The sequence below is a fragment of the Aeromonas sp. PI_26 genome (assembly GCF_027854445.1).
Classification (GTDB): domain Bacteria; phylum Pseudomonadota; class Gammaproteobacteria; order Enterobacterales; family Aeromonadaceae; genus Aeromonas; species Aeromonas veronii.
The window spans coordinates 17,868-41,134 of record NZ_JAJNOE010000006.1 but is presented as its reverse complement, the minus strand read 5'-3'; the positions used below and the strand labels follow the sequence as shown (position 1 = coordinate 41,134).

The 23,267-nt window shown below is 61.5% G+C and carries 22 protein-coding genes and 1 riboswitch; of the genes, 11 read left to right on the top strand and 11 right to left on the bottom strand.

Annotated elements, in window-relative coordinates; translation table 11 throughout:
- Window positions 1–228 precede the first annotated feature (228 nt).
- Together LRL22_RS08535 and gbpA are read left to right on the top strand one after the other, a co-directional pair.
- Window positions 229–1,911, top strand: a complete 1,683-nt coding sequence (locus tag LRL22_RS08535; protein ID WP_270905177.1) for a methyl-accepting chemotaxis protein — start codon at window positions 229–231, stop codon at window positions 1,909–1,911.
- Window positions 1,912–2,175: 264 nt separating this feature from the next.
- Window positions 2,176–2,261: riboswitch (cyclic di-GMP riboswitch) on the top strand.
- A 65-nt stretch (window positions 2,262–2,326) separates the two neighbouring features.
- Entirely contained in the window at window positions 2,327–3,748 is a 1,422-nt protein-coding gene (gene gbpA, locus LRL22_RS08530) for an N-acetylglucosamine-binding protein GbpA (protein ID WP_270905176.1), read from the top strand.
- A gap of 58 nt (window positions 3,749–3,806) precedes the next feature.
- On the opposite strand, the gene cbl is transcribed toward gbpA, so the two are convergent.
- The 6 genes from cbl to LRL22_RS08500 form a co-directional block, all read right to left on the bottom strand.
- Window positions 3,807–4,754, bottom strand: coding sequence for an HTH-type transcriptional regulator Cbl (cbl, locus tag LRL22_RS08525; RefSeq protein ID WP_270905175.1), 948 nt, complete (start codon window positions 4,752–4,754; stop codon window positions 3,807–3,809).
- A 123-nt stretch (window positions 4,755–4,877) separates the two neighbouring features.
- Entirely contained in the window at window positions 4,878–5,945 is a 1,068-nt protein-coding gene (locus LRL22_RS08520; protein WP_216995079.1) for a sulfate/molybdate ABC transporter ATP-binding protein, read from the bottom strand.
- 22 nt (window positions 5,946–5,967) lie between these two features.
- The gene (cysW, locus tag LRL22_RS08515; protein ID WP_042030335.1) at window positions 5,968–6,858 is read right to left on the bottom strand and encodes a sulfate ABC transporter permease subunit CysW; all 891 of its coding nucleotides are present in this window, start codon (window positions 6,856–6,858) and stop codon (window positions 5,968–5,970) included.
- Entirely contained in the window at window positions 6,855–7,694 is an 840-nt protein-coding gene (cysT, locus tag LRL22_RS08510) for a sulfate ABC transporter permease subunit CysT (RefSeq protein WP_236361398.1), read from the bottom strand. The genes cysW and cysT overlap by 4 nt, the downstream gene beginning before the upstream one ends.
- A gap of 270 nt (window positions 7,695–7,964) precedes the next feature.
- Window positions 7,965–8,540: an RBBP9/YdeN family alpha/beta hydrolase gene (locus LRL22_RS08505; RefSeq protein ID WP_151286175.1), complete on the bottom strand. Its 576-nt coding sequence runs from the start codon at window positions 8,538–8,540 to the stop codon at window positions 7,965–7,967.
- 56 nt (window positions 8,541–8,596) lie between these two features.
- Window positions 8,597–9,598: a sulfate ABC transporter substrate-binding protein gene (locus tag LRL22_RS08500; protein ID WP_058056498.1), complete on the bottom strand. Its 1,002-nt coding sequence runs from the start codon at window positions 9,596–9,598 to the stop codon at window positions 8,597–8,599.
- 217 nt (window positions 9,599–9,815) lie between these two features.
- Here LRL22_RS08500 and LRL22_RS08495 point away from each other — a divergent pair, with 217 nt between their 5' ends.
- The 4 genes from LRL22_RS08495 to LRL22_RS08480 all read left to right on the top strand — a co-directional run bounded on the left by LRL22_RS08495 (window position 9,816) and on the right by LRL22_RS08480 (window position 12,416).
- Window positions 9,816–11,078: an MgtC/SapB family protein gene (locus LRL22_RS08495; protein ID WP_270905174.1), complete on the top strand. Its 1,263-nt coding sequence runs from the start codon at window positions 9,816–9,818 to the stop codon at window positions 11,076–11,078.
- 86 nt (window positions 11,079–11,164) lie between these two features.
- A complete protein-coding gene (locus tag LRL22_RS08490) occupies window positions 11,165–11,755 on the top strand; it encodes a sugar O-acetyltransferase (protein WP_270905173.1) in 591 nt (196 codons plus the stop codon).
- Window positions 11,752–12,090 carry a DUF1294 domain-containing protein gene (locus LRL22_RS08485; RefSeq protein ID WP_202002874.1) on the top strand — a complete coding sequence of 113 codons (339 nt, stop codon included), beginning with the start codon at window positions 11,752–11,754 and terminating at the stop codon, window positions 12,088–12,090. The genes LRL22_RS08490 and LRL22_RS08485 overlap by 4 nt, the downstream gene beginning before the upstream one ends.
- A gap of 113 nt (window positions 12,091–12,203) precedes the next feature.
- Window positions 12,204–12,416, top strand: coding sequence for a hypothetical protein (locus LRL22_RS08480; RefSeq protein ID WP_245148109.1), 213 nt, complete (start codon window positions 12,204–12,206; stop codon window positions 12,414–12,416).
- A gap of 85 nt (window positions 12,417–12,501) precedes the next feature.
- On the opposite strand, the gene yrfG is transcribed toward LRL22_RS08480, so the two are convergent.
- Window positions 12,502–13,182 (bottom strand): GMP/IMP nucleotidase, encoded by a 681-nt coding sequence (gene yrfG, locus LRL22_RS08475; RefSeq protein WP_219264772.1) that lies wholly within the window; start codon window positions 13,180–13,182, stop codon window positions 12,502–12,504.
- Between the two features lie 144 nt (window positions 13,183–13,326).
- Between yrfG and nudE the strand changes: the two genes are divergently transcribed.
- The 3 genes from nudE (at window position 13,327) to LRL22_RS08460 (ending at window position 16,494) form a co-directional block, all read left to right on the top strand.
- On the top strand, window positions 13,327–13,935 hold the full coding sequence (nudE, locus tag LRL22_RS08470; protein ID WP_064338850.1) for an ADP compounds hydrolase NudE: 609 nt from the start codon (window positions 13,327–13,329) through the stop codon (window positions 13,933–13,935).
- A 37-nt stretch (window positions 13,936–13,972) separates the two neighbouring features.
- Window positions 13,973–14,785, top strand: a complete 813-nt coding sequence (gene cysQ, locus LRL22_RS08465; protein WP_005357849.1) for a 3'(2'),5'-bisphosphate nucleotidase CysQ — start codon at window positions 13,973–13,975, stop codon at window positions 14,783–14,785.
- 437 nt (window positions 14,786–15,222) lie between these two features.
- Window positions 15,223–16,494, top strand: a complete 1,272-nt coding sequence (locus tag LRL22_RS08460; protein WP_270905172.1) for an aromatic amino acid transport family protein — start codon at window positions 15,223–15,225, stop codon at window positions 16,492–16,494.
- Window positions 16,495–16,562: 68 nt separating this feature from the next.
- On the opposite strand, the gene LRL22_RS08455 is transcribed toward LRL22_RS08460, so the two are convergent.
- The 3 genes from LRL22_RS08455 to metJ form a co-directional block, all read right to left on the bottom strand.
- The gene (locus LRL22_RS08455) at window positions 16,563–16,901 is read right to left on the bottom strand and encodes a tRNA-binding protein (protein WP_040067328.1); all 339 of its coding nucleotides are present in this window, start codon (window positions 16,899–16,901) and stop codon (window positions 16,563–16,565) included.
- A 71-nt stretch (window positions 16,902–16,972) separates the two neighbouring features.
- On the bottom strand, window positions 16,973–17,707 hold the full coding sequence (locus LRL22_RS08450; protein WP_270905171.1) for an AraC family transcriptional regulator: 735 nt from the start codon (window positions 17,705–17,707) through the stop codon (window positions 16,973–16,975).
- A gap of 41 nt (window positions 17,708–17,748) precedes the next feature.
- The gene (gene metJ, locus LRL22_RS08445; RefSeq protein ID WP_005340251.1) at window positions 17,749–18,072 is read right to left on the bottom strand and encodes a met regulon transcriptional regulator MetJ; all 324 of its coding nucleotides are present in this window, start codon (window positions 18,070–18,072) and stop codon (window positions 17,749–17,751) included.
- Between the two features lie 205 nt (window positions 18,073–18,277).
- Between metJ and metB the strand changes: the two genes are divergently transcribed.
- Together metB and LRL22_RS08435 are read left to right on the top strand one after the other, a co-directional pair.
- A complete protein-coding gene (gene metB, locus LRL22_RS08440; RefSeq protein ID WP_159157706.1) occupies window positions 18,278–19,450 on the top strand; it encodes a cystathionine gamma-synthase in 1,173 nt (390 codons plus the stop codon).
- Window positions 19,450–21,906 (top strand): bifunctional aspartate kinase/homoserine dehydrogenase II, encoded by a 2,457-nt coding sequence (locus tag LRL22_RS08435; RefSeq protein WP_270905170.1) that lies wholly within the window; start codon window positions 19,450–19,452, stop codon window positions 21,904–21,906. Before metB ends, LRL22_RS08435 begins: the two co-directional genes overlap by 1 nt.
- A 91-nt stretch (window positions 21,907–21,997) precedes the next feature.
- Here the strand turns inward: LRL22_RS08435 and LRL22_RS08430 are convergent, their stop codons facing one another.
- Window positions 21,998–23,263: an inorganic phosphate transporter gene (locus tag LRL22_RS08430; protein WP_005343043.1), complete on the bottom strand. Its 1,266-nt coding sequence runs from the start codon at window positions 23,261–23,263 to the stop codon at window positions 21,998–22,000.
- Between the last annotated feature and the right edge of the window lie 4 nt (window positions 23,264–23,267).

The window sequence follows — 23,267 nt, the reverse complement described above, 5'->3', positions numbered from 1 at the left end:
TTTAGTGAAATGCCAAATGATTCACACTCTTTGGCAAAAATTGCGCAGGGATGCGCATCAACACGCTACCAAAAAGTGGGGGTTGCTGTCTGCTGACTATACTGATGTTAAAACGCTCATTTGAGAAAGGTCGGCAAGAGACTGAAAGTAAATGAGTTGTTAACTCTTACGAACTGGCTGCCGCGGTACAGAGCCACATAAAATCAACAGGGAAATGAGGGTTTAGTCATGTTCAAGCTCGGTGATATTACCGTGAGCCGCAAATTGATTTTGCTGCTCGCACTGGCGTTTGTCGGTTTTGTCTCGCTGCTACTTATCTCGGCCAACGCGCTCCAGCGCAATCTGATGAGCGAGCGAGAGGCGCGGCTCAATGCGGTTCTGGAGCAGGCCATGAGCCAGATCCAGTTTCTGGCCAGCACCATGCCAGCAGAGCAGGCTCAGCAGCAGGCACGCAAGCTGCTGACCAACACCCGCTTTGATGGCAACAACTATTTATTCGTCATCGACGAGAACCGCACCATGGTGGTTCACCCCATTCGCCCCGAACTGGTCGGCCAGAAGATGGGTGAAGGGGGCGCCGCCACCGCCGGGCAGTTCTGGTATCAGATGGTGGATATCGCCAAAGGGGGCAAACAGGGCACTCTGCAATATGTCTGGACAGGCCCATCGGGCGAAACCGCCGACAAGCTATCCATGGTCTCCGGCTATCAGCCTTGGGGCTGGATCCTCGGTTCCGGCATGCTGCTGCAGGATATTCAGCAGACCATCTGGGCCCAGTACATGAAGATGGGTACCGCCACCGCCATCGTGATCCTGCTGATGGGGCTGCTGGGCTGGCGCATCACCCACTCCATCGTCTCCCCCCTCAGCCAGATCAACAACGCCATGCAACGGGTCGCCAAGGGGGATCTGGTGGTGAGCATCCCGGTACAGGGCAAGGATGAGTTGGGCGTAGTCGCCCGCTGCACCAACCAGAGTCTCGATGCCATCCGTCACGCGCTGCTGGAGGCCAGCCAGGGAGCTCGCAACGTGGCCGATGCCGCCCTGCGCATCGCCGCCTCTGCCGAGCAGACCAATCAGGCGGTGACCAGCCAGCGGGATCAGCTGGCCCAGCTCGCGACCGCCATGAACGAGATGAGCGCCACCATCTCCGATGTGGCCGGGCACGCCGAAAATACCGCGCGGGATACCCAGGAAGCGACCGGTGAAGCAGGACTCGGCAACCGCGACGTTCACGCCAGCGTGCACGGCATCAAGGCGCTGGCCACCGAGGTGGAGCAGGCCACCCAGCAGGTCAACCAGCTTAAAGAGGGAGTGATGCAGATCAGCGAAGTGACCGCCGTCATCAGCGCCATTTCGGAGCAGACCAACCTGCTGGCCCTCAACGCCGCCATCGAAGCAGCCCGCGCCGGTGAGCAGGGCCGCGGCTTTGCCGTGGTGGCCGACGAGGTGCGCCAGCTGGCCAGCCGCACTCGCCAATCCACCGAAGAGATCCAGAGCACCATTGCCCAGCTGCAGCAACGGGCCGTCACCGCCGCCAACGCCATGGATACCAGCCGCAAACTGGCAGAGAGCAGCGTCAACCAGTCCCAGCAGGCGGGGCAGGATCTCACCCTGATCGTCAACCACATCCAGCATGTGAGCGACATGGCGACCCAGATCGCTACAGCCGCCGAGCAGCAGAGCATGGTGGCCGAGGATATGAACCGCAACGTCAGCGGCATCAACGACTCGGCGCTGGAGATGTCCCAGTCCGCCTCGCAACTGGCGCAGGAGAGCGAACTGCTGGCCGGTCTCTCCCGCAGCCTGGATGAGCGGCTTGCGGTGTTCAAACTGGGCAAAGAGTCCTCCACTGCGCCAATGATGGCTCCCGTATCTCCCCCCTCCGGAGAGCAGCGCGCCCGTCATTGATGGCGTCAACCCGTGTCGCCTTGTCACCCGACCTGCCAGCCAAGCTGGCAGGTTTTTTTACGCCGACAACACGCAATCAGCATGCACCTTATCGGCATATTCAACGGTATTCGACGCCATTCACAAATTAGAGAACAATTTAAAAACAGTCAGTTAGAATGATCCATGTGCCGTTGAACGGTGCATTTAAACATTTAACTTCAAATAATTAATCAATACTGTGCACAATGGTGATGGCCGAACATTTGGCCCATCACTAATCATCTAGTCATTTGGCAAACTGACCGAAAGGTCGGGACGCAAAGCCTCCGGTCTACAGACGTTTTGTCCAGGATAGCGGGGTTGCCACACGCAAGTGTGCATCGGGGATCTCCCCGGCCAACTGACTGCCCACATCTATCGAACAGAGGAATGTATGGCAGCAAAAATCCAACTCAATCACATCGCGGCGATGCTGGCCCTGCTGGCCAGCGGTAGCGCCCTGGCCCACGGCTACATCAGCCAGCCCGAGAGCCGCAACTACCTGTGCAAAACCGGTGGCAACAGCCAGTGTGGCGGCGTGCAGTGGGAGCCCCAGAGCGTGGAGGGCCCCTCAGGCTTCCCGCAAACCGGCCCGCAGGATGGTCAAATCGCCTCGGCGGGCAGCCCGCGCTGGAGCGAGCTGAACATCCAGACCAGCGACCGCTGGACCAAGCGTGAAGTACAGCCCGGCCCCTTCACCATCAGCTGGACCTTTACCGCCAACCATGTCACCCGCAACTGGCGCTACTACCTCACCAAGCAGGACTGGAACCCCAACCAGCCGCTCACCCGCGCCTCGTTCGACCTGACCCCCTTCTGCGTCATCGACGGCAACATGGTGCAGCCGCCCAAGCAAGTGACCCATAACTGTGTCCTGCCGGATCGCACCGGTTATCAGGTGATCCTCGGCGTGTGGGAAGTGGGCGACACCAGCAACAGCTTCTACAACATCATCGATGCCAAGTTCAAAGATGGCAGCCAGCCGCCGCTGGAGTGGAGCCAGGCAGGCACCATCTACCCCTCCATCGACCTCGCGGTGGGTGACAAGGCGATGACCCGGGTGTTCGATGCCAACGGCGAGCGCCCCGAGCTGCAGACCGTACTGACCATCACCACCGCCGAGCAGGGCCAGAAGAACAGCTGGGCCCATGCCCTCGCCAGCAAGATCAACGCCGAGCAGAGCCTGATCCGCGCCGGTCAGCAAGGAGCCGATGGCCAGTTCAATCCGGTCTACGGTATGAACCCCGTCTATCTGAAGCGAAACAGCAAGCTGGAACGAGTCGAGATTGACCTGCAACAGCTGCAACCGCCAGTGGTGGACAGCATCAGCGTCAGCGGTCTGGCCAGCGACTATGTGCTGGACAACGGCAAGACAACCCTCGATTTCACCGTCACCGCACAGGGCGATCTGGCTGTCACCAACACCCTCTATGACCACGGCGGCGTCGCCAAGGGTGAAAGCAGTGCCGACATCAAGGACAGCAGCCACACCTTCACCATGGCGCTGGAAGGGCTCAAGGCGGGTCACCACCAGCTGGTGATCAAGGCCACCCCGAAAGCGGGCGGCGAGACCATTCAGCAGACCATGGATCTGATGTTCAAGGAGCAGAGCAGCGGCGAATACGACTTCGTCTTCCCGAACTCGCTCAAATCCTATGCCGCCGGCACCAAGGTGCAGCAGCCGAAAAATGGCAAGGTCTATCAGTGCAAGCCCTTCCCCTACAGCGGCTACTGCCAGCAGTGGACCACCACAGCCACCCAGTACGAGCCGGGCATTGGCTCCCACTGGCAGATGGCGTGGGATGAAGTGAAGTAACTCCCCACTGGATAGCAGAAGGGGAGCCAATGGCTCCCCTTCTGTCATCTCTTCCGATTCAAATCTGGAAGTCGAGGGCGGGCTCGCTGCCCATGGCGCGGGCCTGAATATCTGCCAGCGCCAGCTCGGGGTTGCAGAGCTGGATAAACTGCCAGGCAAAGTTGTGCTGGAACTGCCCCTGCTTGAGGCCAATCCAGGCGGTGTGGGGGGCAAACAGATGGCTGCCGTCGAGCTGTACCAGCCCCTGATCCCGCTGGCCGTCGAACGCCATGTCGGCCAGTATGCCGACCCCCATCTCCAGCTCGACATAGGTCTTGATGACATCGGAGTCCTGCGCCGTCAGCAGGATCTGCGGTTCAATGCCAGCCGCAGCAAAGGCTTCATCCACCCGCACCCGCCCGGTCAACCCGGCTTGATAGGTGACGATGGGCCAGTTGGCCAGCGCCGCCAGCGTCAGATCCCGCTCACCTGCCAGCGGATGTTGCTCGGGCACCACGATATTGTGGTGCCAGCGGTAGTAGGGAAATGCCACCACCCCTTCGCTCTTGTCGAGCTGCTCGCTGCTGATGCCGATATCCACCTCGCCGGTCTGCACCAGCCGCACAATCTCCTCCGGGCTGCCCTGACGCAGCTCCAGCTGTACCAGCGGAAACTGCTCGCGAAACGCCTTCACCACCCGCGGCAGGGCATAGCGGGCCTGGGTATGGGTGGTCGCCACCAGCAAGCGGCCCGAGTCGCGGTTGGCAAAGGTACTGGCCAGTTTGCGGATGTTGTTGGCGTCATTGAGAATGCGCTCGGCAATCACCAGCAGCTCCTTGCCAGGCTCAGTCATACCGAGCAGCCGCTTGCCGTAGCGGATGAACAACTCGATCCCCAGCTCCTCTTCCAGCTCGCGGATATGGCGACTCACCCCGGATTGCGAGGTAAAAAGGGCGTTGGCCACCTCGGTCAGGTTGTAATCCCGCCGCGCTGCCTCCCGGATAATTCGTAACTGCTGAAAATTCACCTTGTCGCCTCCTGCGAAGAGTGGGTGACACAAGCTGGTCACCCCCTCATTTTTGTTATTTGGCCGGATCATGCCCCGGCAGAGCGCCTGAACCCGGGTAGCCATGCCACCCGCAACACAACATCAAATCTGGTAATCGGGATAGAACTGCGCCTGTCTGGCCACCAGCCGTACTCCCTGTCCCGGGGCAAACTGCTTGGCCGCCTCCTTGCTCAGCTCCGCCTCGTAGTGGGCCCCTTTGGTCTCGCCATCGCCACGCAGCTCCACCCGAATGCGTGGCCCCATGGGCAGCAGACGGGTGATGGTGGCGCGGATCCCGCCCGGCGCATCGGCTGGCAGAATCTCCAGTTCATGGGGACGGACATAGGCGATGGCGGCACTGCCGTTTGCCAGATGAGAAGCCGACGGCCCGCCGAGCAGCTGCTCGCCGACACCGAATCCCTGCTCCGCTACCCGACCGCGGAACTGGTTCACGCTGCCAAGAAAGCTGTGGACGAAGGAGCTGGCAGGCTGGTCGTAGACCTCGGCCGGGGTGCCGATCTGCTCGACCCGTCCGGCGTTCATCAGCACCACCCGATCCGCTACCTCCAGCGCCTCCTCCTGATCGTGAGTCACGAACAGGCTGGTGACGTGCAGCTCGTCGTGCAGCTCGCGCAGCCAGCGGCGCAGCTCCTTGCGCACCTGCGCATCGAGGGCGCCGAAGGGCTCGTCCAAGAGCAACACCTTGGGCTGCACCGCCAGCGCGCGGGCCAGCGCGACCCGCTGACGCTGGCCGCCGGAGAGCTGAGTCGGGTAGCGCTCGGCCACGTGGCTGAGCTGCACCAGATCCAGCAGCTCTTTGACCCGGGCACGAATGGCCGCCTCGGCCGGACGCTCGCTGCGCGGTTTGACCCTAAGGCCAAACGCTACGTTTTCGAACACCGTCATGTGGCGAAACAGGGCGTAGTGCTGGAACACGAAGCCGACGTTGCGCTCACGCACATGGAGATCCGAGGCGTCCTCACCGCGGATGATGACGCTGCCACTGTCGGCCTGCTCCAGCCCGGCGATGATCCGCAGCAGGGTGGTCTTGCCGCAACCGGAAGGGCCGAGCAGAGCCACCAGCTCACCGTCGTGAAAGTCGAGGTTGATGTCTGCCAGCGCCGCGTACTGATTGAAATGCTTGTTGAGTTGTTGAACCTGAATGCTCATGGCTGCCTCTTTAAAACGGTGATCAGTGAGATTTGGTGGGCTGGGCACGCAGCCGGGCCAACAGGGTTTCCCCGAGCAGGGTGAAGATCCCGAACAGAGCCAAGAGGCTTGCCACTGCAAAGGCGGCGCCAGTCTGGTACTCGTTGTAGAGGATCTCGATATGCAGCGGCAGGGTATTGGTCTGGCCGCGAATATGACCGGAAACCACTGACACGGCGCCAAACTCCCCCACCGCGCGGGCGGTACAGAGCAGCAGGCCGTACATCAGGCTCCAGCGAATGCCGGGCAGGGTGACGCGCCAGAACATCTGCAGACCGCTCGCCCCCAGCATGATGGCGGCTTCTTCCTCTTCCGGGCCGCGCGCCTCCATCTGGGGCAGCAGCTCGCGCACCACGAAGGGCACGGTAATGAAGGTGGTGGCCAGGATGATCCCCGGGGTGGCGAAGATGATCTTGATGTCATGTTCGCTCAACCAGTCACCGAACCAGCCGCGGCTGCCGAACATCAACACCAGCATCAGACCGGCGATCACCGGCGACACCGAGAAGGGCAGATCGATGATGGTGATGAGCAGCTGCCGACCGGGGAAGCGGAAACGGGCGATGGCCCAGGCCGCAGCAATCCCGAACAGCAGATTGAGGGGAACGGCGCAGAGGGTCACCAGTGCTGTCAGACCGAGGGCGCTCAGGGCATCCGGCTCGCTGATCGCGTGCCAGAAGAAGGCCAGCCCAGGGCTCAGCGCCTGAATAAAGACGGTGGCCAACGGCAGCAGCAACAGGGCGGCAAACCAGCCGAGACCCACCGTGATAAGCAGCCACTTGACCCACTGGGGCTCGCGGATCACAGTCGGAGCCTTGCGCACGGGAGCAACCTCCACAGGGGCGACTTCAAGGGCGAGTGTCGATGCGTTCATATCCGGCTCCCTCCGATACGAGACCAGCTCCAGGCCTGCAACTTGTTGATTAGCAGTAACAAAATGAATGAGATCAGCAGCATCACCACGGCAATGGCAGAGGCGCCGGCATAGTCGTACTCCTCCAGATGGCTCATGATCATCAGCGGTGCGATTTCCGAAACCATCGGCAGGTTGCCGGCGATGAAGATGACGGAGCCGTACTCCCCCACCCCACGGGCAAACGCCAGCGCAAAACCGGTGAGCAGGGCAGGCACCAGGGTCGGCCAGAGCACCCGCAGAAAGGTCTGCCAGCGATCGGCGCCGAGGCTGGCGGCCGCCTCCTCTTGCTCGGTTTCAGCCTCCCGCAGCACCGGCTGCAGGGTACGCACCACAAACGGCAATCCGATAAAGGTGAGTGCGATGACCACCCCGATAGGGTTGTAGGCCAGCTGGATGCCGAGCGGCGCCAGCAACTGGCCGATCCAGCCGTTGGGGGCGAAGATGGCGCACAGGGCGATGCCGGAGACAGCAGTCGGCATGGCAAATGGCAGGTCGATCAGCGCATCCACCAGACGACGACCGGGGAAGGTGTAGCGCACCAGGATCCAAGCCAGGATCAGGCCAAATAGGCTGTTGAGCAGCGCCGCGACAAAGGCCGCACCGAAGCTCAGGCGAAAGGAGGCGAGCACCCGGGGTGAACCGATCACCTGCCAGAACTCGGTTGCGGTCAGGTTGTTGATCGCAAACAGTACCAGGGCCGAGAGCGGCAACAGCACCAGCAGGCCCAGATAGAGCAGGCTGAACCCCAAGGTGGGGCCAAAACCGGGCAGGACAGAATAAGAACCAAATCGCATAACACATCCATCTGTTATGAAGAATTTTCGATATGGTGATTCTGCGCACTCCCCTCATCGGCAACAAACATCAATTGCGACTTTGCTAATCACTTTTTTGTCTAACCGCAGAGTCACAAGGCTCTTGGTGCACTCCAAATAAAAAAAGGTCTTTTATATAAATAAAAGACCTAAGAAATGGAGCAATACGGAGCGGAGCATTCAAAGAACGGGGCATGGAGTAGCCAGCGAACAGCGCGCCCGACAACCCTCCAACCACTTCACAGATACCTAGCGAAAGCCCAATACGACCGGCCGGGGCGATGCGGCCTTGACCGGTGCCACTACCAGCTCACCACGGCGGTAGAGAGCCCCCAGCAAATGCAGCCCCTGATGCCAGTCCCCATGACCTGACTGGGCATTGATATGGCCCGCCTCACCGGCATCGAACAGCGGCACCTGCCACTGACGGCTCCAGTATTCGGCCCGTTCAAAGCTCATCCAGGGATCATTGCGGCTGGCCACCAGCTGGGCCGATACCTGCAGCGGCCCGGCCAAGGCCTCATCCGCAATGCCAAAACGGGCGGGATCGGCGGGCGCCACCAGAAAGATCGAGGCCACCTTCTCCGGCTGCAAGCGGGCCGCCGCAATGGCAGTCAGCGCGCCAAAAGAGTGAGCCACCAGATGAACCCGGCTGCGGCGACGTTTCAGCTTGCTCGCCAGCTTGGCACTCCAGACCCTGAGGTCCGGCTTGTCCCAAGGTAGCCCGATCATCCGCTGCCATTGGGGAAAATGATCGTGCCAGCGGCTCTGCCAGTGATCCGGCCCACTGTTGTGCAGACCGGGAACCAGGAGGATCTTGTTCATCTTGGTGCTCCTATCGGCTGGCACAGGGGCCAGTTCAGTGATGGATAACGAAGCTATCAACGACCCGGCTGATAGATCTGGTCAAACAGACCGCCCTGGGCGAAGTGTTTCTTCTGGGCTTTCTCCCAATCCCCTTCCAGATCCTTGACGGTAAAGAAGGCAAGCTGCGGGAACTGGGCTGCCGTCTCCTTCAGGATCGCCGGGTTGCTGGGGCGATAGTGATGTTTGGCGACGATATGCTGCCCCTCGTCAGAGTAGAGATAATCGAGATAGGCCTTGGCCACCGCTTCGGTACCGTGCTTCTTGGCCACCTTGTCCACCACCGCGACCGGCGGCTCCGCCAGAATGGAGACCGAAGGCACCACCAGCTCGAACTTGTCGCTGGCACCCGCCTGACCAAGCACCAGCAGGGCTTCGTTCTCCCACGCCAGCAGCACGTCACCGAGACCGCGCTCGGTAAAGCTGGTGGTGGCACCGCGGGCGCCTGAGTCCAGCACCTTCACGTTCTTGAAGAGATCGCCGACAAACTGCTTGGCCCCCTCTTCACTGCCGCTCTTCTTCAGGGCATACCCCCAGGCGGCCAGATAGTTCCAGCGTGCCCCGCCGGAGGTCTTGGGGTTGGGAGTCACGATGGCGACATCCTTACGCACCAGATCATCCCAATCCTTGATCTGCTTGGGATTGCCCTTGCGCACCAGGAAGACAATGGTGGAGGTATAGGGCGAGGCGTTGTTGCCGAGACGACTCTGCCAGTCGGCAGCGGTCAACCCCTCCTTGGCGATAGCGTTGACATCGTAGGCCAGCGCCAGCGATACCACGTCGGCCTCCAGTCCATCCACCACAGCGCGGGCCTGCTTGCCGGAGCCACCGTGAGACTGGCTCACCACCACGTCGTCGCCGGTTTTGGCCTTCCACTCCTTGGCAAAGGCGGCGTTGTACTCCTGAAACAGCTCGCGGGTCGGATCGTAAGAGACGTTGAGCAGGCGGATCTCGGCGGCATTGGCCTGGCCAAATGCCAGCAGAGAGAGCAGGGTCAGGGCGGTCATTCGCAGTTTCATGGTGATACTCCATATCTTGTTGGGTTGAGAACAGCATGCCGTGGAGTTGTTATGCCCAGAAGAAAGAAATAACTCTTTGCTTATCTCTTTTGCTCATATTAACTCAGCCACCCGCACCGGAAGCCGGACGCAGACTCTGTGAGCCATGCCCCTCCGGCCCCTTGCTCGCTGTGCCATCATGGGAACAAGGCAGGCAGATGACGAAAAGGAAGTCGTTATGTGGATCAATGCAGAACCGGTCAACGGAGCCCTGGTCTCGCTGGCCATCGGCCTTATCATCGGGCTGGAGCGGGGCTGGCAGGTGCGCCAGCTGGGGGATAACCAGCGCATCGCCGGGATGCGGACCTACGGCCTCATCGGCCTGCTTGGCGGGGTCTGCGGCTTGCTACTGCCGACCCTGGGCCCCTGGCTGCCGCTGCTCGGCCTGCTGGCGGTGGTGATCGGCTGCGGCCTCTCGGTCTGGCTGGCCCAGCGCTGGCAAGGGGAGTTCGGTCTCACCAGCTCGGTGGCCATGTTGCTCACCTACCTGCTGGGGCTGATGTCGGTGCTGCTGAGCCCGAGCGAGGCGGTAGCCTGCGCCGTGCTGGCTGCCCTGCTGATGGGGCTCAAGGGCAAGATCCAGCAGGGGATGCTGTTTCTCAGCGAAACCGAATTCCACGCAACCCTGCGCTTTCTGCTTATCTCGCTGGTGCTGCTGCCGGTGCTGCCCAACGAGGAGATGGGGCCCCTCGATGCTTTCAATCCCTTCAAAATCTGGCTGATGGTGGTGGTGATCGCCGGCATCTCGTTTTGTGGCCACTTCGCAGTACGTCTGCTCGGCACCCGCGCCGGGCTGGTGCTCACCAGCATACTGGCGGGATTGGCCTCCTCCACCGCCCTCACCCTGCAGTTTGCCCGCCTCAACAAGGAGCAGGGGGGGCTGGAGCGACTGCTGGCCACCGGCATCCTGCTGGCGGGGGCCACCATGTGGCTGCGGCTGCTGGTACTGGTGCTGCTGATTCACAGCGAACTGGCGATGCGCCTCGCCGCCCCGTTCGTATTGCTGGCGGCCACGGTCTACGGCTTTGCCTTCTGGTTCTGGCGTCAGCGTGAGGAGCTGATTGACGGCCCAGTAAAGCCGGAAACCAGCAACCCGCTCGATCTTGCCACCGCCATCAAGTTCGGCCTGCTGCTGGCGCTGATCGGCTTTATGGCCACCCTGCTGCAAGACAGGGTGGGCAACTCGGGGGTCTATCTGCTGGCGCTGGTGTCGGGGATCACCGACGTGGACGCCATCACCTTGTCGCTCTCCCAGCTCTCCCACAAGGAGCTGGCGCTGGAGGTGGCGGCCCGCGGCATCCTGCTGGCCGGTCTGGTCAACTCGCTGGTGAAGGGGCTGCTGGCCCTCGGCATCGGCGGGCGCAGTCTCGGGCTGCGGGTATTGCTCCCCTACTTCGTCTCGGCCCTGCTGATCCTGCCCCTCGTCTGGCCCACAGGTTGACGGGGATCACCTGCAACAAGTGACAGACTGACGGCGCCCCTGACAGTCACGTATACTGCCTGCTCTTGCAGCATGAGGAGGTAGCAATGGCGAGCGACTGGGACAAGGTACTGGCAGGCGGGGCACTGAATAGCCAGAGCGAGGAGATAGCCAACGACCGGATCCGCGGTCAGGCGCTGCTTGCCCAGCTCAATGGTTCATCGGCGGGAGATGGCCCTCTGCGCCAGCAGATCTGCCGCGAGCTCTTTGGCCACTGCCCCGACTCCTGCTGGATCAGCACTCCCTTCACCTGCGAGTTTGGCCGCAACATTCATATCGGCGAGAAGACCTTCTTCAACTTCAACGTCACCATTCTCGACGTGGGCGAAGTGCACATCGGCAGCCATGTGCTGCTGGCCCCCAACGTGCAGATCTACACCGCCACCCACACCATGAACTATCTGGAGCGACGCAACTGGACCGCCTACAACAAGCCGGTGCGGATCGGTGACGACTGCTGGATTGGCGGCGGCGCCATCATCTGCCCCGGCGTCACCATAGGGCCGCGCTCCATCATAGGTGCCGGCGCCGTGGTCACCCGCGACATCCCGGCTGACTCGGTGGCGGTGGGCAATCCGGCCAAGGTGATCCGCACCCTCAAGCAGGACGAGGAGCGCTGCTGGGAGTTGGCCCAATGATGGCGCTGGCGCTGCTGCCACTGGGCGCCGCCCTCTGGCTCGGCCTAGGCGAACAGCAGTGGTGGCCGCTGGTCGCACTGCTGACCATGAGTCTGCTGACAGTGGCAGCCTACGCCTGGGACAAGCGGCAGGCGGTACGGGGTGAATGGCGCATTCCCGAATCTAGGCTCCATCTGCTGGAGCTGTGCGGCGGCTGGCCGGGCGCTCTGGTGGCCCGCCAGTGGCTGCGTCACAAGACCCAGAAGCGCAGCTACCGGCTGGTCTTCTGGTTTATCGTGCTGTTGCACCTCACCCTGTGGGCGCTCTGGGTCGGTCGGCCACTCTGGCAGCAATAGCTGTCTGCGTCACAAAGGGACAATGGGCCCCATTGCGGCCAATTGGCGGCTATGAGAAAACAGAACGGATCCATCAGCGTTTTCGCCGTTTATAGACGACAAGGAGTCGTGACATGACCATGTGGACAGGCATAGTCCTGATCGTATTTATCAGCATATTGTTCGGATATCTCGGCAAACGGGCTCGCTACCAGATGGGGGATGCCCGCATCACCGATCGCCTCGGCAAGCAGGATATGATCATAAGAGAGCTACAGGAGCGGATCGCCAATCTGGAGGCGATCGTCATCGAGGAAGAGAAACGGCGCCCGTTTCGGGAGCTGTGATTTTTCGCCATCAGGCGTCAGATAACCAAAATTCAAATCAAAGAAAGAGGGCTGCATGATGCAGCCCTCTCTCGTTTCAGCAAATTCAGATTGCCAGCGGCAGCAACTCCGCATAATCGCGGATCGCCGGAAAAGCGGTGATGTTCTGCTCCGGCTTGCAGCTGTCCGGATTCTGGATCGCCAGCTGATAGCCGATACCGTAGTCGGCGGCAGCCCGCAGGATCCGCTCGCTATCATCCACAAACAGGGTACGGGCCGGATCGAACGCCAGCCGCTGTGCCAGCGCCTGCCAGCAGTACTGGCTCTCCTTCGACCAGCCCAGCTCGTGGGTACTCACCATCAAATCCAGATGATCGCTTAGTCCCAACTGCGCATCCTTCACCGACAGGCTGGCAGGGTGGGCATTGGTAAAGAGCACCAACTGCTTGCCCGCGGCGCGCAGCTCGGCCAGAAAGGGGATGGCGTGAGGACGCCACTGGATCTTCGCCAGCAGCTCCTGCTTGAGGGCACGAATATCGAGCCCCAGGGTCTCGCTCCAGTAATCCACGCAGTACCAGTTGAGGGTGCCGTTGACGGCGTGATAGTGGACGTCGATCTGCGCTTTGGCTTCATCCAGCGGCAGACCGAGCCGCTCGGCGTAACGCTCCGGCACCAGCTGCTGCCAGAGGTGGTTGTCAAAATGCAGATCGATCAGGGTGCCATCCATATCGAGCAAGACGGTATCTATCTGGTGCCAGGGCAAGGTGGTGGAGCAGGAGTGTGGCATCGGGCCTCTTGATCGCTGATCTCGGAAAACGGGGCGGCAGTATAACGGATTTTTCCTCCCCCTTTGCCATCCCTGGCCCGTGGTGTTCGGTGTGAGAGTCGTTTACTCTTGAAGCACGATTTTTTAACGAGCAGCCAGCGTCCGATGAGCGACCCTCACAAGAGCAAACCCGAGCACATCTCAGCCGACCAACTGGATCACCCCAAGAGCAAGCCGGAGATCCTCAAGGCCGATATCGTGGCCGAGAGCCGACTGTTCAAGGTGGAATCGCTACACCTCAAATTCTCCAATGGCGAAGAGCGGGTCTACGAGCGGATGCGCGGCGGCAACCGGGGCGCCGTCATGGTGGTGCCGCTGTTCGATGCCCACACCCTGCTGCTGGTGCGCGAATATGCCGCCGGCACCCACTCCTACGAGCTGGGCTTTCCCAAGGGGCTGATCGACCCGGGCGAAGATGCCTTCGAGGCGGGCAACCGGGAGCTGATGGAGGAGGCGGGGTTTGGCGCCAACAGCCTGACCCTGCTCAAACAGGTGTCGCTGGCCCCCGGTTACTTCTCCAGTCGGATGGATATTTTGCTGGCGCGGGATCTCTTCCCCGAGCAGCGGATCGGCGACGAGCCCGAACCGCTGGAGGTGATCCCCTGGCCCCTCAACCGGATCGACGAATTGCTGGCGCGACCCGACTTCACCGAGTCGCGCAGCATCAGTGCCCTGCTCTTGGCCCAAAAGTGGCTGGCCGAGCAGGCAAAGTAGCCCGCAGACGGGCAGTTAACAGACAGAGGATAACGAGATGCAGGAGTTGTTGGCCTGGGTGCCGGGGGTCAAGGAGATTGCCCGCGAAGCCGGAAGGATCCTTCACGACATCTATCATGGCGGTCAGTTCGAGCGTCAGCTGAAGGAGGATGCCACTCCGGTCACCAGTGCCGATCTTGCTGCCGATGCCTACCTCAAACAGGCGCTGTCGGCGCTCACTCCCCACGTTCCCGTGCTGACCGAAGAGGCGGCCGACATCCCCTTCAGCCAGCGATCCAACTGGCGGCAATACTGGCTGGTGGATCCCCTCGACGGCACTGGCGAATTTATCGCGGGCAGCGGCGACTTCGCCACCCTGATCGCCCTGGTGCGGGACAATGTGCCGGTGCTCGGGGTCATCTACGCCCCCGAGTCCAATGTGCTCTACTGGGCGGTGCGCGGCTACGGCGCCTTCAAGGAGGTGAATGGCGAAGTGTTGCCCATCAGCGCCATGCATCACGAGCATGATCAGCCCGACTCACTGGTGGTGGCTATCAGCCGCCGCCAGAAGCTGGAGAACCTCACCCGCCGCCTCAACCCGGCCATCAACTACGAGCTGATCCCGCTTGGTTCCAGCTCCCTCAAATCCTGTCTGGTGGCGGAAGGGGCAGCCGATTGCTACGTGCGGCTCGGCCCCACCGGCGAGTGGGACACCGCCGCCGCCCAGTGCATCGTCGAGGCGGCCGGTGGCCGCATCCTCAGCCTGGCGTTGCAGCCACTCAGTTACAACGAAACCGAGTCGCTGGAGAACCCTGACTTTATCGTGATGGGGGATCCGGATCTCGCCTGGGGCAACATTCTGGCCCACTAAACGGATAGCGATATCATCACACCAGACAAGCAGGCGGCCCGATGGCCGCCTGCTTTTTCAGGGAAGTTGCCCCGGGTGATGGCCGGTGTGATCCGCTGGTCAAGACGCTCTTGAACAGCGTGATACGCTGGCAAAGCGGCAAAATGATAGTGAAACATCACAATCGGTCGGCGAGAAATGGTACGATTTTTCACGTAATTCTGAAAACACCTGATTAGCCAAAATAAAAAAACGAGAGCAGATTAAATTTTGGTTTTATATTTCACAAAAATCACAAATATTAGTTTTGTTCCATTCTGTGAACCAGATTCCATTCCCAATCTCGCTGGCTAAACCCCGCAATGGCAGTGATATGTTTCAGTCTCGCTTTTTGAGAATTAAATCCCGATAAACCACAATGAACTCAGATTAAAACACTAACAAAAAGTGAATTAGTAATGAGTTTATCTGTAGAGGCTACCAAGGAGCTATCCGGTTCCTGCTCCACCACTGCCAGCATCACCCGCTGGCGCCGTCACGACACCCACTGGGTTATCAGCCTGTTTGGCACCGCCGTTGGCGCCGGTATCCTGTTCCTGCCCATCAATCTGGGTCTGGGCGGGATCTGGCCTCTCGTCATCGTCGCGGTACTGGCAGGCCCCATGACCTTCCTCGCCCACCGCGGGCTGGCGCGCTTCGTGCTTTCCTCTTCGCACCCCCACGCCGACTTCACTGAAGTGGCGGAGGAGCACTTCGGCAAGATGGCCGGTCGCCTCATCTCGGCGCTCTATTTCCTCTCCATCTTCCCGATCCTGCTCATCTACGGGGTCGGGCTGACCAACACGGTAGAGAGCTTCATGGTCAACCAGCTCGGCATGACGACCCCGGATAGGGTGATGCTCTCCGGCGTGCTGGTGTTTGCCATGATCGCCGTGATGCTGGCGGGTGAGAAAGCGATGCTGCGCGCCTTCGCCTTTATGGTCTATCCGCTGGCGGCCATTCTGGCGGCGCTCTCCTGCTACCTCATTCCCCAGTGGCAATGGCCGGAAGTGACGGCGTTTGAAGGGGTCAGCTTCCTCAATACCGTCTGGCTGGCACTGCCGGTCACCGTGTTCGCTTTCAGCCACGCCGCCGCCATCTCCGGCTTTGCCAACGTGCAGCGTCGGGAATATGGCGAGCAGGCGGAAGCCAAGAGCGGCCTGATCCTGCGCAACACCACTGTGATGCTGGTGGGCTTCGTGCTGTTCTTCGTCTTCTCCTGCGTGCTGAGCCTCTCGCCAGCCCAGCTGGCTGAAGCCAAGGCCCAGAACGTCTCTGTGCTCTCCTATCTCGCCAACATCACAGACAACCCGGTGATCGTGACTCTGGGGCCGCTCATCGCCTTTATCGCCATCAGCTCCTCCTTCCTCGGCCACTTCCTCGGTGCCCGCGAAAGCCTCAAAAGCCTGCTCGCCAAGCCCACCGGTCTGCCGCTGGCCAAGGCGGACAAACTGGGTATCGCCCTGATGTTCTTCGCCATCTGGGGTGCCGCCGTCATCAACCCGGGCATTCTGGGACTGATGGAGACCCTCTCCGGCCCGGTCATCGCCATGATCCTGTTCATCATGCCGGTAATTGCCATCTACAAGGTGGAGGCGCTGGCCCGCTTCCGTCACGGCTGGACCAACGGTTTTATCCTGCTGACCGGTTCGCTGGCGGTATCGGCGCTGATCTTCAGCCTGTTGAAGTAACGGCGAGCAACAAGCAAAAAGAGAGGCGACCCCGGGGTCGCCTCTCTTGTCTCTGTTCGGGTATGAACTCAGCCCAGCTTGGCGCCGTTCTCCACCGCCCGCTCGGGGATAGCCATCACTACGGCGCCATCCGGCCGGTAGAAACCGGTCAGCAGAAACTCCGACTGAAACGGCCCTATCTGTTTGGTCGGGAAGTTGACTACGGCGATGATCTGGCGGCCCACCAGCTGCTCTGGCTGGTAGAGGGCGGTGATCTGAGCACTGCTCTTGCGAATCCCCAGTTCAGGGCCAAAATCCGCCCACACCTTGTAGGCTGGTTTGCGCGCTTCGGGGAACGGCTCGACCCGCACCAGGGTGCCCACCCTCAGCTCCACCATCTCGAAATCCTGCCAGCTAATCGTCTCCATTTCGGCTCCTGTTTATCGTGCACCTGCATGAGCCGCAGCATGGCCCAAAGAGAGCATCCCGTCTTCGGCGATCAGCCGTTTCGTTGCGGCAGGCGGCCGTTTTGCTGACGCCAGAGGGATGGAGTGAGCCCGCTCTCGGCCAGGAAGCGCTCGCTGAAGGCCCCCTGATTCTGGTAACCGCAGCGGCTGGCAATCTCGCCAACAGGCAGTTGCGTACCGGCAATCAGGGTGCGCGCCAGTGCCATGCGCCGACTGCGAATGTAGTGGGAGACGCTCATCCCCAGCTGCTGGCGAAAAGCGAGCTTGAACTGGCTCTGGCCAAGGCAGGCGATGGCGGCGAGTTGCTGATTGGTCAGCGGGGCGGCAAGGTTGGCCTCGATATGGCGCTGCACCTTGAGGATGCGAGCGGCAAGACGCGGAGTGGCAGTGCTCTGCATCCCCTGCCCTTCCGCCAGCAGGGAGAGCCACACCTGCTCCATGCCCGCCACCTGCCGCCCCTCGGCCACCATGCGGTGCAGAAAAGCGAGGTAGTGACGCTGGGGTTCATCCAGCTCGATAAAGGGGCGGGCCGCCAGATCGCCGGGTAGCCAGTCGCTCTCCTGCACCAGAAACGAAAGCGCCGGATCGGCGGCATAATCGTGCCGCTCGCCGGGACCGATGACGCAGGCAGAACCGGGGACAAGCCTGCGCCCCCGGCCCTGCACCTCGATCTCGAGGGGGCCGTCGAGGGGGATCACCAGTTGGGCAAAGTCGTGGCTATGACTGCAGACGTGGTGGTGATAGTGGCGCAGGCTGAAGCGGGACATGGCAGATAGCAATGACGCGGCCAGGGCCGCGTCATTGGGGGTTATTCCTTGTCGAAATCTTCGATCTCTTTGCCCAGCGCTTCCATGATGGCGCGCGCTTCGGCCGGGACGCTGTCCGGTTGATCCTTGCGCAAGTCTTCGTCGCAAGGGAGCGGCTGGCCGGTGAAAGCGTGCAGGAAGGCTTCACAGAGCAGCTCGCTGTTGGTCGCATGACGCAGGTTGTTCACCTGACGGCGGGTGCGCTCATCGGTCAACACTTTCAACACCTTGAGCGGGATCGAGACGGTAATCTTCTTGACCTGTTCGCTCTTCTTACCGTGTTCCGCGTAGGGGCTGACGTAGTCGCCGTTCCACTCTGTTCCCATGACTCACCTGTTCTCATTTAGCCGTGAGCGCGGATTTTAACCCTTAAGGAAATTAATGGCAATCCAACAGCAAAGCCATTTAGACGTCTGGAAGTGTTGACGGCTTTTTTAAGCTGGCGTAGTGTGGTTGTCCATGAGCCCACAGTGGCGGGATGGCGCGTGGCAGCAAGATGCCGGCGTGTGAAGAGACATCAAGGAGAGTGATATGACCCACAAGGCCACCCTGGCGGTTCGCACCGGGATTGAGACAGACCAGCAACACGGTGCCGTGGTGCCCCCCATCTACCTCTCCAGCAACTACACCTTTGCCGACTTTGGCGAGCCCCGTCAATACGATTATGCCCGCTCCGGCAATCCGACCCGCACCAATCTGGCGGACGCGCTGGCGGCGCTGGAAGGGGGCGCTGGCGCCGTGGTCACCGGCACCGGCATGGGGGCCGTCCATCTGGTCACCACCGCCCTGCTCAAGGCGGGGGATCTGCTGCTCGCCCCCCACGACTGCTACGGCGGCACCTGGCGCCTGTTTGAGTATCTGGCGGCCAAGGGCCACTACCGGGTGCAGTTTGTCGATCAGGGGGACGAGGCCGCTCTGGCCGCCGCGCTGGAGCAAAAGCCTGCACTGGTATGGGTGGAGACCCCCTCCAACCCGCTGCTGCGGGTGGTGGATATCAGCGCCATTGCCAGCGCCGCCCACGAGGTGGGTGCACAGGTGGTGGTGGACAACACCTTCCTCTCCCCCCTGCTGCAACAGCCACTGGCACTTGGTGCCGATGTGGTGGTGCACTCCACCACCAAATACATCAACGGTCACTCCGACGTGGTGGGCGGAGTGGCGATTGCCAAGGAGGCCGCACTGGCCGAGTCGCTGGTGTGGTGGGCCAACTGTCTGGGGCTCACCTCCGGGGCGTTCGACTCCTACCTCACCCTGCGCGGCCTGCGCACTCTGGCCCCCAGATTGCGCACCCATCAGGAGAACACCGACCGCATCCTCGCCTTCCTGCAACAGCAGCCGCTGGTGAAACGCATCTATCACCCCAGCCTGCCGAGCCATCCGGGCCACGATATTGCGCGCCGTCAACAGTCCGGCTTCGGCGCCATGCTAAGTTTTGAACTCGATTGCAGCGAGGCGGGCATTCGCGCCTTCCTCGCGGCCCTCACCCTCTTCTCGGTGGCCGAGTCTCTCGGCGGGGTGGAGAGTCTGGTGGCCCATCCGGCCAGCATGACCCACAGGGCCATGACCCCGGCGGCGCAGCAGGCAGCAGGAATCAGCGCCCAGCTGCTGCGGTTGTCGGTCGGTATTGAACACGGTGAAGACCTGGTGGCCGATCTGGCTCAGGCTTTTGAACAGGCGCAGCAGGCAGAACAGGTAGCGAAGTAATGGAACAGCAGCAACAAGGAGAGATCGCGGTGGCAGCAGAAGCAGGATTGAAGCGACGTCACGTCCACAAATTCGGTGGCAGCAGTCTGGCGGATCCGGTCTGTTATCGCCGGGTCGCCAGCATCGTTGAACAACAGGTGGGTGGCGACGAGCTGATCGTAGTCTCCGCCGCCGGCAAGACCACCAACCGACTGATCCAGCTGGTGGAGCTGGCCGAAGCAGGTGATGAAGCCGCTGGTGAAGCTATCTCCGCCCTTCACGCCTATCAGCAGAGCCTGATCGACGGCCTGCTGGAGGGTGAACTGCAGCTCGATCTGAGCAAGCAGCTGGCCGACGACATGCAGCTGATCGCCAAAACGCTGGAGGGGCAGTTTGACCGCTTCGCCCGCAACGGCTTGCTCGCCTTTGGCGAAGTGTGGTCGGCGCGCCTGCTGGCAGCCCTGCTCACCAGCCGCGGCGACAAGGCCATCTGGCTCGATGCCCGCAGCTTCCTGCGCGCCGAGGATGGCGCTCTGGTCAAGGTGGATACCGCCCTCTCCAGCGAGCTGCTCAAGGCGCGACTGGCGGAGCATGCCGGCCGCATCGTGGTAACCGGCTTTATCGCCGCCGACATGGAGGGGCGCTCCCTGCTGCTCGGTCGCAACGGCTCCGACTACAGCGCCAGCCTGTTGGCGCTGCTGGCGGACGGCGAATCCACCACCATCTGGAGCGACGTGGCCGGGGTCTACAGCGCCGACCCCCGTCGGGTGAAGGAAGCGCGTCTGCTGGAGCGCCTGAGCCTCGCGGAAGCCAACGAGCTGGCCCGCCTTGGCTCTTCGGTATTGCACTCGCGCACCCTGCAACCGGTGGCCGACAGCCGCCAGCGCCTCACTTTGCGCTGCAGCTACAACCCGGATGAGGGCTGCACCCACATCCTGCGCCGCGCCCCCCGCTCCGGTGGCGCCCGCATCGTCTCCTCGGTGGATCAGATCGCCCTCATCGAGCTGAAGGTGCTGCCGCAAACCAACTACGAGCAGACGGTGGCCACCATCGAGGCCCATCTGGCTCGTCACCGTCTCAACCCACTCACCCTGCAGCGCCAGCCGGATCGCCGGATCCTGCGTCTCGCCTATACCCTTGAGGTAGCACAGGGCGCCTTCGAGCTGCTGCGGGACTTTCAGTTGCAAGGGAACTTCACCGGCCTCATCCAGAAAGAGGGGTACAGTCTGGTGGCGCTGGTCGGCGCCGGTGTCACCGACAACGCGGAGCAGTGCCACCGCTTCTATCAGCTACTGGCAGATCAGCCGCTGGAGTTCGTACAGGTGGCCAGAGATGGCCTGAGTCTGGTGGCCGTGTTGCGTCAGGTAGTGCTGGAGCCGCTGCTCATCGCCCTGCACAGCGCCCTGTTCAGCCGCCCGACCCGGGTCGGACTGGTGGTGTTCGGCAAGGGCAATATCGGCGGCCACTGGCTGAGCCTCTACGCCCGTGAAAAGGCGCGGCTGGAACATGAGCTCAATCTGGCGCTCACCCTCTACGGGGTGTTCAGCTCGGAAGGAGGCCTGCTCGATGAAGAGGGGCTCAACCCCCTCAAGGTACAGGACAACTTCAATCCCAAGCCGCTGATCTGGCCGGAGTTGCTCTCCCAGCTTGAGCAGCACGGCTTCGATGCGCTGGTTGCGCTGGACATGACCGCCAGCGAAACGGTGAGCCGCTACTATCCGGATTTTGCCCAGCTCGGCATTCATATCATCGCCGCCAACAAGTTTGCCGGTGCCGCCGACAGCGAGTTCTACCAGCGCATCAAGCAGACCTGCCGCGACCATCAGGTGCAGTGGCGCTACAACGCCACCGTGGGCGCCGGGCTGCCAATCCAGTCCAGCATCCAGATGCTGCGCCAGAGCGGCGACCGCATTCAGGGGGTCTCCGGCATCTTCTCCGGCACCCTCTCCTGGCTGTTCCAGCAGTATGACGGCACCCGCCCCTTCTCCGAGCTGGTGGATGAGGCGTGGCAGCACGGTCTGACCGAACCGGATCCCCGCGAAGATCTCTCCGGTCAGGATGTGCGGCGCAAGCTGCTTATTCTGGCGCGGGAAGCGGGCTTCGAGCTCGACTCCGCCGATATCGAGCTGGAGAATCTGGTGCCCGTTACGCTGCGCAAGGTGACCGCCTATCAGTTCATGGACAGACTGAAAGAGCTGGATGGCCCGATCCAGACCGCCTTCGAAGGGGCCAAGCGCCTCGGCAAGGTACTGCGCTACGTGGCCCGCTTCGAGCATGACGGCAAGGCGCGGGTCGGACTGGAGGCGCTGGAGCCCCATCACCCGTTTGCCAACCTCTTGCCGTGCGACAACATCTTCGCCATCGAGAGCGACAGCTATCGCACCAACCCGCTGGTGATCCAGGGGCCGGGGGCGGGTCGGGAAGTGACCGCCGCCGCTATCCAGTACGATCTGTGGCAGATCTGCGCCAGCCTCTAAGGTGATATGCAAAGGGAGCAGCACTCAGCTCCCGCACACAATAAAAAAGCCCGAGTCGATGACTCGGGCTTTTTGCTGAATGTCGCTTCGATTAGGAGAAGCAGGCCTGCAGCACGTAGAAGATGGCGATAGCCAGAATGGCACCGGCAGGCAGGGTGATGATCCAGGAGACCACGATGTTGCGCAGTACCCCCAGATTCAGCGCCGCAATACCGCGCGCCAGACCGACACCCATCACCGCACCGACCAGGGTCTGGGTGGTGGAGATGGGCAGACCGGTGCCGGAGGCAATCACTACGGTCGCGGCAGTCGCCAGCTGGGCAGCAAAACCACGGCTCGGGGTCAGGTGAGTGATGCCGGTACCGACCGTCGCCATCACCTTCTCGCCCATGGTCGCCAGACCGATCACGATACCGATACCGCCAAGGGGCAGGATCCACCAGGCAATGGCAGCCTGACTGGAAATCTCGCCACCAGAAGCCACGATAGAGGCCACCGCAGAGAGCGGGCCAATGGCGTTGGCCACATCGTTGGAGCCGTGGGCAAAGGCCATGGCACAGGCGGTGATCACCATCAGGATGCCAAACACCTTCTCCACGTTGGCGAAGTGCATCTTGCTGTCATCCTGCGGGTTGTACTTCTGACCGCGAATGTAGATCCAACCGGCAAACGCCACTGCGATGGAGATGGCGATGGAGAGCAGAATGCCCTCGCCATCGCTCAGGTGCAGACCGACGTGGGTCAGCCCCTTCTTGATGGTCACCAGACAGATCACCAGCGCAGTCAGGAACATGTAGAACGGCACATAGCGCTTGGCGTTGTTCAGGGGATCATCGGTGTTGAAGATAAGCTTCTGCACGCTGATGAACATGAAGTAGGCGATGACACCTGAGATGGCCGGGGTGATGACCCAGGAGCCGACGATGCCGCCAAACTTGCTCCACTGCACCGCTTCCGGGCCAATGCTCACCACAGCGAAACCGACGATGGCGCCGATGATGGAGTGAGTGGTGGAAACAGGCCAGCCGAAGTAGGAGGCGAGGATCAACCAGGCGCCTGCCGCCAGCAGGGAGGCGATCATACCGAGCACCAGCAGGTCCGGGCTATCGACAAACGCATTGCTGTCGATGATGCCGTTACGGATGGTGGCCGTCACTTCGCCACCAGCCAGATAGGCACCGGCAAATTCGAAGATCATGGCAATGATGATCGCCTGACGGATGGTCAGGGATTTGGTGCCGACCGATGTGCCCATGGCGTTGGCCACGTCATTCGCGCCAATACCCCAAGCCATCAAAAAGCCGAACAAGGCCGCCACGAGCACCAGAGTGGTGCCGTAATTCGCGATAATGTCCATTAGT

What these genes read in the sequence shown, in the direction of transcription:
- LRL22_RS08535 (WP_270905177.1), top strand. Translation starts at nt 229, where the DNA reads ATGTTCAAGCTCGGTGATATTACCGTGAGCCGCAAATTGATTTTGCTG.
- LRL22_RS08520 (WP_216995079.1), bottom strand. Translation starts at nt 5,945, where the DNA reads ATGAGCATTCAGGTTCAACAACTCAACAAGCATTTCAATCAGTACGCG.
- metJ (WP_005340251.1), bottom strand. Translation starts at nt 18,072, where the DNA reads ATGGGAACAGAGTGGAACGGCGACTACGTCAGCCCCTACGCGGAACAC.
- LRL22_RS08455 (WP_040067328.1), bottom strand. Translation starts at nt 16,901, where the DNA reads ATGGAGACGATTAGCTGGCAGGATTTCGAGATGGTGGAGCTGAGGGTG.
- LRL22_RS08430 (WP_005343043.1), bottom strand. Translation starts at nt 23,263, where the DNA reads ATGGACATTATCGCGAATTACGGCACCACTCTGGTGCTCGTGGCGGCC.
- cysT (WP_236361398.1), bottom strand. Translation starts at nt 7,694, where the DNA reads ATGCGATTTGGTTCTTATTCTGTCCTGCCCGGTTTTGGCCCCACCTTG.
- LRL22_RS08495 (WP_270905174.1), top strand. Translation starts at nt 9,816, where the DNA reads ATGTGGATCAATGCAGAACCGGTCAACGGAGCCCTGGTCTCGCTGGCC.
- LRL22_RS08480 (WP_245148109.1), top strand. Translation starts at nt 12,204, where the DNA reads ATGACCATGTGGACAGGCATAGTCCTGATCGTATTTATCAGCATATTG.
- LRL22_RS08505 (WP_151286175.1), bottom strand. Translation starts at nt 8,540, where the DNA reads ATGAACAAGATCCTCCTGGTTCCCGGTCTGCACAACAGTGGGCCGGAT.
- yrfG (WP_219264772.1), bottom strand. Translation starts at nt 13,182, where the DNA reads ATGCCACACTCCTGCTCCACCACCTTGCCCTGGCACCAGATAGATACC.
- LRL22_RS08460 (WP_270905172.1), top strand. Translation starts at nt 15,223, where the DNA reads ATGAGTTTATCTGTAGAGGCTACCAAGGAGCTATCCGGTTCCTGCTCC.
- nudE (WP_064338850.1), top strand. Translation starts at nt 13,327, where the DNA reads ATGAGCGACCCTCACAAGAGCAAACCCGAGCACATCTCAGCCGACCAA.
- LRL22_RS08450 (WP_270905171.1), bottom strand. Translation starts at nt 17,707, where the DNA reads ATGTCCCGCTTCAGCCTGCGCCACTATCACCACCACGTCTGCAGTCAT.
- LRL22_RS08485 (WP_202002874.1), top strand. Translation starts at nt 11,752, where the DNA reads ATGATGGCGCTGGCGCTGCTGCCACTGGGCGCCGCCCTCTGGCTCGGC.
- cysQ (WP_005357849.1), top strand. Translation starts at nt 13,973, where the DNA reads ATGCAGGAGTTGTTGGCCTGGGTGCCGGGGGTCAAGGAGATTGCCCGC.
- cysW (WP_042030335.1), bottom strand. Translation starts at nt 6,858, where the DNA reads ATGAACGCATCGACACTCGCCCTTGAAGTCGCCCCTGTGGAGGTTGCT.
- LRL22_RS08500 (WP_058056498.1), bottom strand. Translation starts at nt 9,598, where the DNA reads ATGAAACTGCGAATGACCGCCCTGACCCTGCTCTCTCTGCTGGCATTT.
- metB (WP_159157706.1), top strand. Translation starts at nt 18,278, where the DNA reads ATGACCCACAAGGCCACCCTGGCGGTTCGCACCGGGATTGAGACAGAC.
- gbpA (WP_270905176.1), top strand. Translation starts at nt 2,327, where the DNA reads ATGGCAGCAAAAATCCAACTCAATCACATCGCGGCGATGCTGGCCCTG.
- LRL22_RS08490 (WP_270905173.1), top strand. Translation starts at nt 11,165, where the DNA reads ATGGCGAGCGACTGGGACAAGGTACTGGCAGGCGGGGCACTGAATAGC.
- LRL22_RS08435 (WP_270905170.1), top strand. Translation starts at nt 19,450, where the DNA reads ATGGAACAGCAGCAACAAGGAGAGATCGCGGTGGCAGCAGAAGCAGGA.